The sequence below is a fragment of the Isoptericola sp. NPDC057391 genome, assembly GCF_042668085.1.
Classification (GTDB): domain Bacteria; phylum Actinomycetota; class Actinomycetes; order Actinomycetales; family Cellulomonadaceae; genus Isoptericola.
The window spans coordinates 22741-32952 of the sequence record NZ_JBHVBO010000029.1; the positions used below are offsets into that span (position 1 = coordinate 22741).

The window sequence follows — 10212 nt, forward strand, 5'->3', positions numbered from 1 at the left end:
CCTGCCGTGCGGGTCGCGTCCGGTCGACGGCCGACCGGGTCGTGGCGCTCAGCCCAGCACGGCACCCTTGGACGCGGACTGCACCAGCTTCGTGTACTTCGCGAGCACGCCGCGGGTGTAGCCGTGCGGCACCGGGGCCCAGTCCGCCGTCCGGCGGGCGGCGAGCTCGGCGTCGTCGACCAGCAGCTCGAGCGTCTTGTTCGCGACGTCGAGGCGGATGCGGTCGCCGTCGCGCACGAACGCGATCGGCCCGGCGTCGACGGCCTCGGGCGCGATGTGCCCGACGCACAGGCCGGTGGTGCCGCCGGAGAACCGCCCGTCGGTGATGAGCAGGACGTCCTTGCCCAGGCCGGCGCCCTTGATCGCGCCGGTGATGGCGAGCATCTCGCGCATCCCCGGCCCGCCCTTGGGGCCCTCGTAGCGGATGACGACGACGTCGCCCGCGGTGATCGTGCCGTCCTCCAGCGCGTCGAGGGCGCCCCGCTCGCGCTCGAAGACGCGGGCGGTGCCCTCGAAGACGTCGGAGTCGAAGCCCGCCGACTTCACCACCGCGCCCTCGGGCGCCAGCGACCCGTGCAGGATCGTGATGCCACCCGTCGGGTGGATGGGCCGATCCAGCGCGCGCAGGATCTTGCCGTCCGGGTCGGGCGGGGCGATGTCCGCGAGGTTCTCGGCCACCGTGCGGCCGGTGACGGTGAGCTGGTCGCCGTGCAGCAGCCCGGCGTCGAGCAGCGCCTTCATCACCACGGGGACGCCGCCGATGCGGTCGACGTCGTTCATCACGTACCGGCCGAAGGGCTTGAGGTCGCCGAGGTGCGGCACGCGGTCGGCCACGCGGGAGAAGTCGTCCAGGGTGAGCTCGACCTCGGCCTCGTGCGCGATGGCGAGCAGGTGCAGCACCGCGTTGGTGGACCCGCCGAACGCCATCACCACGGCGATGGCGTTCTCGAACGCCTCCTTGGTGAGGATCTGCCGGGCGGTGATGCCGCGCCGCAGCAGCTCGACGACGGCCTCGCCCGACGCCTGCGCGAACGCGTCGCGACGCCGGTCGGCGGACGGCGGCGCGGCCGAGCCGGGCAGCGACATGCCCAGCGCCTCGGCCGCCGACGCCATCGTGTTCGCCGTGTACATCCCGCCGCACGCACCCTCGCCCGGGCAGATCGCGCGCTCGATGCGGCCGACGTCCTCCTCGCTCATCAGCCCCCGCGCGCACGCCCCCACGGCCTCGAACGCGTCGATGATCGTGACGTCCTTCTCGGTGCCGTCGGACAGCTTCACCCAGCCCGGCATGATCGAGCCGGCGTAGAGGAACACGCTCGCGAGGTCGAGGCGGGCGGCCGCCATGAGCATCCCCGGCAGCGACTTGTCGCACCCGGCGAGCAGCACGGACCCGTCCAGGCGCTCGGCCTGCATCACCGTCTCGACGGAGTCGGCGATGACGTCGCGGGACACGAGCGAGAAGTGCATGCCCTCGTGCCCCATGGAGATCCCGTCGGAGACGGAGATGGTGCCGAACTCGAGCGGGTACCCGCCACCGGCGTGCACGCCGTGCTTCACCGCCTGCGACAGCCGGTCGAGCGACAGGTTGCAGGGCGTGATCTCGTTCCACGAGCTCGCGACGCCGATCTGCGGCTTCGCGAAGTCGTCGTCGCCGAGGCCGACGGCGCGCAGCATGCCGCGCGCGGCCGTGGCCTCCAGGCCGTCGGTGACCTGGCGGGAGCGGGGCTTCAGATCATGGGTGAGGTCCGGGGTGGCTGGGGCGTCGGCGCTCATGCCCCGAGCGTAGGGACGACGGCGCGCACGTGCGCGGCGGCCGCGCCGGCGTACGCGGCCCCCACCGCGGCGAAGCGCGCGACCCCCGCCGTCCCCGGCCAGTCCCGGGGCAGGACGGCGGTCGGCAGCCCGGGGTCGGCGTACGGCAGCGGGCGCCAGTCGTCGACGGCGCGCACCCACCGGGCGAAGGCCTCGGCCGGGGCCGGGGCGGATCCGCCGTCGCCCGGGTCGGGGTGCGCCGCGAGGAAGTCGCGGTGCCGCGCGGCGAGGCCGTCGAGGTCCCACCACCGGGCGACGGCGTCCCCGAGGGAGCCCGCGACACGCGGCGGGCCCGCGACGAACACGGTGGCCGCGTCGCGCAGCCCCAGGCCGTCGAGCACGCCCTCCACCTCGTCGACGAGGTGACCCGGGCTGATCCACAGCCCGGTCGCGACCGTGCCGCACCCGAGGCCTGCCAGGTGCCGGCGCAGCTGGTGGCGGGCGTCGCGGCGTTCCTCGGGGATGGAGAACGACACCAGGCACCAGGGGTCGGCCTCGCCCTGCTGCCGGTAGCCGAAGATGCGCCGGTCGCCGCGCTCGAGCATCTCCTCCGCGCCCGGCGCGAGCCGGTACCCGGCCTGGCCGCCGGCCTCCACGGCGTCGAGCAGACCCTTCGCCTTGGCCCGCGACACGGCCGAGCGCGCCGCCCCGGGCGCGACGCCGGCCGCACCGAGCAGGGCGACCAGGTCGCCCGCCGCCACCCAGCCGCCCAGGTCGCGGGCGTACAGGCCCACGACCGTCCGCAGCAGCGACGTCGCGCTGCCGGGCCGGGCGTCGAGGTCGTCGAGGATCACGCGGCCCCGCGCTCCGGACCCTGGTTCCCCGTGACCTCGACCAGCGCGTCCCGCACCGCCTCGACGCCGACACGCACCTCGTCGAACGACGTCGACAGCGGCGAGAGGCCGAGCCGCAGGCCGTTCGGCCGGCGGAAGTCGGGGATCACGCCGCGCTCCCACAGCAGGGGCAGCGTGTCGGCGAACGCGTCGTGGTCGACTGTCACGTGGCTCCCCCGGCGGTCGTCGTCCCGCGGCGACGCGAGGCGCACGCCGAGCGGTACGAGCACCTCGTCCACGAGCTCGAGCGCGAACCGCGTGAGCGCCACCGACTTCGCGCGCACGGCGTCGAGGCCGGCGTCGGCGAGGAGGTCGAGCATGTCCTGCATCGCGAGCATCCCGACGATCGCCGGCGTGCCGGACAGGAACCGCCGCACCCCGGCGTGCGGCGCGTACGCGGGGCCCATCTCGAAGGGCCGGTCGCTGCCCATCCAGCCCTGGATCGGCTGGACCAGCTCGCCCTGGAGCTCCGCGCGCACGTACCCGAACGCCGGCGAGCCCGGGCCGCCGTTCAGGTACTTGTACGTGCAGCCGGCGGCGAGGTCCGCGCCCCACGCGTCCAGCGCCACGGGCACGGCGCCGGCCGAGTGGCACAGGTCCCACAGCACGAGCGCGCCGGCGTCGTGCGCCCGCCGCGTGATCTCGGCGGCGTCGCTCACGTACCCGGAGCGGTAGGCGACGTGGCTGAGCACGACGAGCGCCGTCCGGTCGGACAGCACCGCGGACACCTGCTCGGGAGTCACGCCGCCGTCGTGGTCCGGCGTGATCCAGCGCAGCGTGGCGCCGTGCTCGCGCGCCACGCCCTCCAGCACGAAGCGGTCGGTCGGGAAGTTGCCCGAGTCCAGGACGATCTCGTCGCGCCCGGCCACCCGCGGCGAGGACAGGGCCGCGCGGACCAGCTTGTAGAGGATGACGGTCGTGGAGTCGCCGACGAACGTCTGTCCCGGCGCGGCGCCCAGCGCGACGTCGCCGATCCGGTCGCCGAGGCGCAGCGGCAGCTCGTACCACTCCTCGTCCCAGCCCCGGATGAGGCGCGCGCCCCAGGCGTCGGTCGCGAAGCGGGCCAGGCGCTCCGCCGACGCCCGGGTGGGCCGGCCCAGCGAGTTGCCGTCGAGGTAGGCGGTCACCTCGTCGGAGTCGACGAACGCCGCCCGGAACCGGGCCAGCGGGTCGGCGGCGTCCAGCGCGGCGGCGCGGGCGCGGTGGGTCGTGGCGTGCGCGGTCATGCGGCGTCTCCAGGGGCGTGGTCGGGCGCGTGGTCGGGGTCGTCCGGGGCCGCCGGCGGGACGAACCCGGGGTCCCGCAGGTCGTCGACGTCGAGGACCGTGGCGCGGGCGAGCCAGGCGGCGTGGACGGCGCCGGGGTCGGTCGGCGCGGGCGCCGGCCCGGGCACGAACGACACGAGACCGGCGGGCGGCTCATCGCCGACCAGCGCCACCAGCAGCGAGCGCCGGCCGAGGCCGGAGTCCGCGAGCGCCGCCAGCTCACGGGCGTTCAGCCCCACCGGCAGCGGGCCGTTGCCGAGGTCGGTGCCGTACCGGACGCGCCCGCCCGCCGCGACGAAGCGGCGCACGTTGTCGAGCGCGACCTCGTGCTCGGGCGTCGGGTCGCCCCAGCCATGGATGTCGAGCGTGCTGAGCCAGGTCATCGGACGTCGCGTCGCCCCGCCGCCGGCCATGGCCGTGAGCAGGTCGTCGTCGAGCCGCTCGCTGAACGGGGCGTGCGCGAGCCGGTCGACGCCCGCTTCGAACGCCCGGGCCGCCTGGCCCGCGCCCTCGGCGTGCGCGACCACGGGACGACCCCGGTCGTGGGCGTGCCCCACGACGGCGGCGAGGGTGGCCTCGTCGGGAGTCGGCCCCGCACCGACGTGCAGGGCGACCTTGACGAAGGACGCCCCGGCCGAGACCTGCCGGTCCACGGCGGCGACGGCGGACGCCGGGTCGGCCACTGTCTCGACCGCTCCCGGAGGCGCCCAGTCGCGGTCGCTCGGGTACCCGCCGGGCGCGGTGAGGAAGGCGCCCGCGTACGCGACGCGCGGGAGGCCGGGCTCGGCGGCGAGGGCAGCGACCTCCTGCGGTTCCCAGCCCAGGTCGTGCACCGCCGCGACGCCGCGGGCCCGCAGCGGCGCCGGGTCCACGAGGCCGAGGTGCACGTGCGCGTCGGTGAACGGCGGGAGCACGGTGCCCGACTCCTGCAGGCGGCGCCGTACCTCCGGCGAGACGTCGCCGGGCAGCTCGACCGGAGCGACACCCGGAGGCACGCGGAGCGCCGCGGTCATGGTCGGCCCGTGGCCGCGCCCGGGCCCGCGGTCGCGCCGAGCTCGGTGCGCACGGCGAAGAGCTCGGGGAAGAAGGTGAGGTCGAGCGCCCGCTGCAGGAACCCGACGCCGCTGGAGCCGCCGGTGCCGCGCTTGGTGCCGATGATGCGCAGCACGGTCTTCATGTGGCGGAAGCGCCAGAGCTGGAAGTTGTCCTCCAGGTCCACGAGCTCCTCGCACGTCTCGTACGCCGACCAGTCGGCCTCGGGCTCGGCGTAGATGCGCCGGAACACCTCGACCAGGTCGTCGTCGAGCGTGTGAGCGGTCGTGACGTCGCGGTCCAGCACCCGCCGCGGCACGTCGTGGCCGTGCCGGGCGAGGTAGCGCAGGAACTCGTCGTACACGCTGGGCTCGGCGAGCAGCCGGGCGAGCTGGTCGCGCGCCTCGGGCTCGGCGTCGAAGACGGCGAGCATGCGCGCGTTCTTGTTGCCCAGCAGGAACTCCACCGCGCGGTACTGCCACGACTGGAAGCCCGAGGCGTTCCCGAGGAAGCCGCGGAACTGCGCGTACTCGCTGGGCGTGAGCGTGGCCAGCACCGACCACTGCTCGGTGAGCGTGCGCTGCACGTGCTTGACGCGGGCGATCCGCTTGAGCGCCGCGCCGAGCTCGTCGGCCGCGAGCAGGTCGCGCGCCGAGACGAGCTCGTGCAGCACCAGCTTGAGCCACAGCTCGGTGGTCTGGTGCTGCACGATGAACAGCATCTCGTCGTGGTGCGCCGGCGTGCTGATCGGCTCCTGCGCGGCCAGCAGCGTGTCCAGGTGGAGGTACGAGCCGTACGTCATCCGCTCCCGCAGGTCGGTGACGATCTCCGGCTCGAGCTCGCGCTCGTTGGGCGCTGAGGGCGGCATCGCGCGCGCGGCGGCGGGCCCGGGCTGGTCGACCATGGCCCGAGCCTATGTCACGAACGTGACGCCCGTCAGCGACGCGCGATGAGCGAGACGTCGCGGACGGCGCCGCGGTCGGCCGAGGTCGCCATCGCCGCGTAGGCCTGCAGCGCCGGGGAGACGTAGCGGTCGCGGTTCAGCGGCTGCCACGGGTTCTCCCGCGCCTCCATCTTGGCCCGGCGCTCGGCGAGCACCTCGTCCGGGACGTTGACCCGGATCAGGCGGGTGTCGACGTCGATCTCGATCTCGTCCCCGTCCTCGATCAGGCCGATCGTGCCGCCGGCCGCCGCCTCCGGCGAGACGTGCCCCACCGAGATGCCGCTCGACCCGCCGGAGAACCGGCCGTCGGTGATGAGGGCGCAGACCTTGCCCAGGCCGCGGCCCTTGATGAACGACGTCGGGTAGAGCATCTCCTGCATGCCCGGGCCGCCGGCGGGGCCCTCGTAGCGCACGACGACGACATGGCCCGGCTGGACCTGCTTGGTGAGGATCTTCTCGACGGCGTCCTCCTGCGACTCGCAGACGAGGGCCTTCCCCACGAAGTGGAAGACGTCGGGGTCGACGCCCGCGGTCTTGAAGACCGCGCCGTCCTCGGCGAGGTTGCCGCGCAGCACGGCCAGGCCGCCCTCCACGGTGTACGCGTGCTCGAGGTCGCGGATGCAGCCCTCGGCCGCGTCGGTGTCCAGGCTCTCCCAGACGTTCGACGTCGAGAACGCCTGCGTCGTGCGCACCCCGCCCGGGGCCGCGTGGAAGAGCTCGATCGCCCGCTCCGTGGCCTTGCCACCGCGCACGTCCCAGTCGTCCAGCCAGCCGCGCAGCGTGGGCGAGTGCACCGACGTCACGTCGTGGTCGAGGAGGCCGGCGCGGTCGAGCTCGCCGAGCAGGGCGGGGATGCCGCCGGCCCGGTGCACGTCCTCCATGTGGAAGCTGGGGTGGTTCGGCGCCACCTTGCTCAGGCACGGCACGCGGCGGCTGATCTGCTCGATGTCGGACAGGTCGAAGTCGACCTCGCCCTCCTGCGCGGCGGCGAGGATGTGCAGCACCGTGTTGGTGGAGCCGCCCATCGCGACGTCGAGCGCCATGGCGTTCGAGAACGCGGCCTTGGTGGCGATCGAGCGGGGCGCGACGCTGTCGTCCTCGTCGTCGTAGTAGCGCTTCGCCAGGTCGACGATCGTGCGCCCCGCCTCGAGGAAGAGCTCCTTGCGGGCCGCGTGCGTGGCCAGCGTCGAGCCGTTGCCCGGCAGCGACAGCCCGAGCGCCTCGGTGAGGCAGTTCATCGAGTTGGCGGTGAACATGCCGGAGCACGAGCCGCAGGTGGGGCAGGCGTTCTCCTCGACCTGGGCGAGCGCGCCGTCGGACACGTTGTCGTCGGCCGAGTAGTTGATCGCGTTGATGAGGTTGAGCGGGGTCTTCGCCACGCCGTCCGCCACGATCGCCTTGCCGGCCTCCATCGGGCCGCCCGACACGAAGATCACCGGGATGTTGAGGCGCAGCGCCGCGTTGAGCATGCCCGGCGTGATCTTGTCGCAGTTGGAGATGCACACGAGCGCGTCGGCGCAGTGCGCGTTGACCATGTACTCGACCGAGTCGGCGATGAGGTCGCGGCTGGGCAGCGAGTAGAGCATGCCGCCGTGGCCCATCGCGATGCCGTCGTCCACGGCGATCGTGTTGAACTCCTTCGCGACGCCGCCCGCCTCCTGGATCGCCGACGCCACGAGGTCGCCCATGTCCTTGAGGTGGACGTGGCCGGGGACGAACTGCGTGTACGAGTTCGCGATCGCGACGATCGGCTTGCCGAAGTCCTCCGCGCCCATCCCGGTGGCGCGCCACAACGCGCGGGCACCGGCCATGTTGCGGCCGTGGGTGGACGTCCGAGAGCGCAGGGGACGGCTCATGTCAGCTCCTTCGACGAGTTCTGCCGCGCCGTCGCGGACGGCGCGCACGAGCACGCTACGCCCGCCGTCCCGCATCGCGGGCATCCGTCCGCCCAGTGGTCGGTTTGCCTGCTGAAACGATCCGAAGATCACGAAATGGTTGCGACGCGCCGGGAGACCTGGGCAGGTTGTCCCCGTTCAGCAGCAATCCGTCCAAATCGGACGCGCCGTCCACCGACGGCGCCCGCCCCCTCGCAGGCACCACGCAGCGCACCACGATCAGGGAGCTCACTCATGACCGCGACCGCCGCAGGCAGCACGACCGACACGACCCTCACCGACCGCGCCCGGAGCGAGGAGGACGCCGAGCGCGTCGTCACCCGGCCCGCCGCGCGGCGCGCCCTCGCGCTGTGTCGCCTCCTCCTGGCCGTGGTGTTCCTCTGGCCGGTGGCCGACAAGACCTTCGGCCTCGGCTACGCCACCCCCGGCGAGCGCGCCTGGCTGGCCGGCAGCTCGCCGACGGAGGGCTACCTCAGCTCGATCGAGAGCCCGCTCGCCGGCGGGTTCGCCGCCCTGAGCGGCCCCGCCGTCGACTGGCTGTCCATGCTCGGCATGCTCGGCACGGGCCTCGCCCTCCTGCTCGGCATCGGGCTGCGCGTGGCCGCCGTCGCCGGCGGGCTGCTCATGCTGACCCTCTGGCTGTCGGCGTGGCCGTTCGCCGCGGGCTCGCAGAACCCGCTGGTCGACCAGCACCTCGTGTACGCGGCGCTCCTCGCCGCCCTCGCCCTCACCCGCGCCGGCGACACCTGGGGCCTCGGCCGCGCCTGGGCGGCCTCGCCCGTGCCCGGCAGCGCGAGCTGGCTGCGCTGAGCCCGGGACGTCCCGGAGGAGCACCGGCGCACCCCGACGCCGGCGCGGTCAGGACGCGCCGGCGCTGTGGGTGTGCTCCAGCTCGTCGGCGTGCCGGATGTGCCGCGTCACCCACGGGGCCAGCAGCAGGAGCACCCCGGCGAACGCCAGCGCCACGATGCCGATCCCGCCGAAGTAGGCGGTGTCGGAGACCCCCTCGGTCGCCTCGATGGTCTGCGCCGTGATCGCCTGGCCGGCGGCCGACGACAGGAACCACAACGCCATCGCCTGGCCGCGGAACGCCCGCGGCGCCAGCAGTGTCGTCGCCGCGATCCCCACCGGCGACAGGCACAGCTCGCCGAGCGTCTGGATCACGTAGACCCCCATGAGCACCCACGGCGGGGCGAGCTCGTCGGCGAAGACGGCCGACATCCCCGCGAGGAACAGGAACGACAGCGCCGCGAGCGTCAGCCCCATGACGAACTTGTACGCCGTGGGGGGCCGGTCCCCCGTCTTCGTCCAGATCCACGCGAACACCGGCGCCAGGATGATGATCGACGCCGGGTTGACCGACTGGAAGAACGCCGGCGACAGGTCGATGCCGAACAGCTCGAGCTGGGTCCGGTCGGCGGCGAAGGCCGCGAGCGTCGTCGCCGCCTGCTCGAAGATCATCCAGAACAGCATCGCGGCGACGAAGAGCGGCACGTACGCGACGACGCGCGGCCGCTCGGCCGCCGTCACGCGCTTCGACCGGTACATCACCACGAGCAGCACGACCGGCGTCACGAGCGCCAGGTACGACACGGCGTCGATGAACGTCTCGACGGCCCAGCCCCCGGCGACGAGGGCGGCCAGCGCCGCCGCCACGACGATGGCGCCGACCACGTAGAGCCCGAGCCGCACGACGGCGGGGCGGTCCTCGGGGGTGATCGGGTTCGGCACGTCCGTCCCGGCGGCGCCGAGGTAGCGGTAGCCCCCGACGAAGAAGACGAGCGCGAACGCCATCCCGATCGCGGCGACAGCGAAGCCCGCGTGGTAGCCCCACGCCTGCTCGACGACGCCCACGATCAGCGGGGAGAAGAACGACCCGAGGTTGATCCCCATGTAGAAGATCGAGAACGCCGGGTCGCGGCGCTCGTCGTCGCGCGCGTACAGCTCGCCGACCATCGACGACACGTTCGGCTTGAGCAGGCCGGTACCGAACGCGACCAGGCCGATGCCCAGCATCGAGAAGCCGTAGGTGGGCAGCGTGAGCGACACGTGCCCGGCCGCGATGATGATGCCGCCGTACAGCACCGAGCGCCGCGCCCCGATCACCCGGTCGGCGAGCCACCCACCGACCACCGACAGGAGGTAGACCGAGGTGCCGTAGATCGAGACGAACGCCGCGCCGGTGGTCGCGTCCATCCCGAGGCCGCCGTTGGCGACGGTGTCGGTCAGGTAGTACAGCAGGATGGCGCGCATGCCGTAGTAGCTGAACCGCTCCCACAGCTCCGTGCCGGCCAGCGTCATGAGGCCGCGCGGGTGGCCGAAGAACGCGCGGTCGCCCTCGTGCTCGGGGTGCGACGGCGCCGCTGCCTGATCGGTCATGAAAAAACTCTCGCACCGGCGGGAGACGACGGCGACCGGGCGCCCCCGGTCGG

Annotated in this window: 8 protein-coding genes; 1 reads left to right on the forward strand and 7 read right to left on the reverse strand. The window is 73.8% G+C overall.

Annotation, left to right across the window (positions count from 1 at the left end):
* Positions 1 to 48: 48 nt before the first annotated feature.
* From ilvD (ACFUVW_RS06520) to ilvD (ACFUVW_RS06545), 6 genes are read right to left on the reverse strand one after another with little or no spacing between them, the layout of a single operon-like run.
* Positions 49 to 1773 carry a dihydroxy-acid dehydratase gene (ilvD, locus tag ACFUVW_RS06520; RefSeq protein WP_430570535.1) on the reverse strand — a complete coding sequence of 575 codons (1725 nt, stop codon included), beginning with the start codon at positions 1771 to 1773 and terminating at the stop codon, positions 49 to 51.
* Entirely contained in the window at positions 1770 to 2606 is an 837-nt protein-coding gene (locus ACFUVW_RS06525) for a PaaX family transcriptional regulator C-terminal domain-containing protein (RefSeq protein WP_430570536.1), read from the reverse strand. Before ACFUVW_RS06525 ends, ilvD (ACFUVW_RS06520) begins: the two co-directional genes overlap by 4 nt.
* Positions 2603 to 3871 (reverse strand): kynureninase, encoded by a 1269-nt coding sequence (locus ACFUVW_RS06530; protein ID WP_430570537.1) that lies wholly within the window; start codon positions 3869 to 3871, stop codon positions 2603 to 2605. Before ACFUVW_RS06530 ends, ACFUVW_RS06525 begins: the two co-directional genes overlap by 4 nt.
* On the reverse strand, positions 3868 to 4923 hold the full coding sequence (locus ACFUVW_RS06535; protein WP_430570538.1) for an amidohydrolase: 1056 nt from the start codon (positions 4921 to 4923) through the stop codon (positions 3868 to 3870). Before ACFUVW_RS06535 ends, ACFUVW_RS06530 begins: the two co-directional genes overlap by 4 nt.
* Positions 4920 to 5846, reverse strand: coding sequence for a tryptophan 2,3-dioxygenase (locus ACFUVW_RS06540; protein ID WP_430570539.1), 927 nt, complete (start codon positions 5844 to 5846; stop codon positions 4920 to 4922). The genes ACFUVW_RS06535 and ACFUVW_RS06540 overlap by 4 nt, the downstream gene beginning before the upstream one ends.
* 32 nt (positions 5847 to 5878) lie before the next feature.
* Entirely contained in the window at positions 5879 to 7741 is a 1863-nt protein-coding gene (gene ilvD, locus ACFUVW_RS06545; RefSeq protein WP_430570540.1) for a dihydroxy-acid dehydratase, read from the reverse strand.
* A gap of 273 nt (positions 7742 to 8014) precedes the next feature.
* Between ilvD (ACFUVW_RS06545) and ACFUVW_RS06550 the strand changes: the two genes are divergently transcribed.
* Positions 8015 to 8590, forward strand: a complete 576-nt coding sequence (locus tag ACFUVW_RS06550; protein ID WP_430570541.1) for a DoxX family protein — start codon at positions 8015 to 8017, stop codon at positions 8588 to 8590.
* 48 nt (positions 8591 to 8638) lie between these two features.
* On the opposite strand, the gene ACFUVW_RS06555 is transcribed toward ACFUVW_RS06550, so the two are convergent.
* Positions 8639 to 10159 (reverse strand): peptide MFS transporter, encoded by a 1521-nt coding sequence (locus ACFUVW_RS06555; protein WP_430570542.1) that lies wholly within the window; start codon positions 10157 to 10159, stop codon positions 8639 to 8641.
* Between the last annotated feature and the right edge of the window lie 53 nt (positions 10160 to 10212).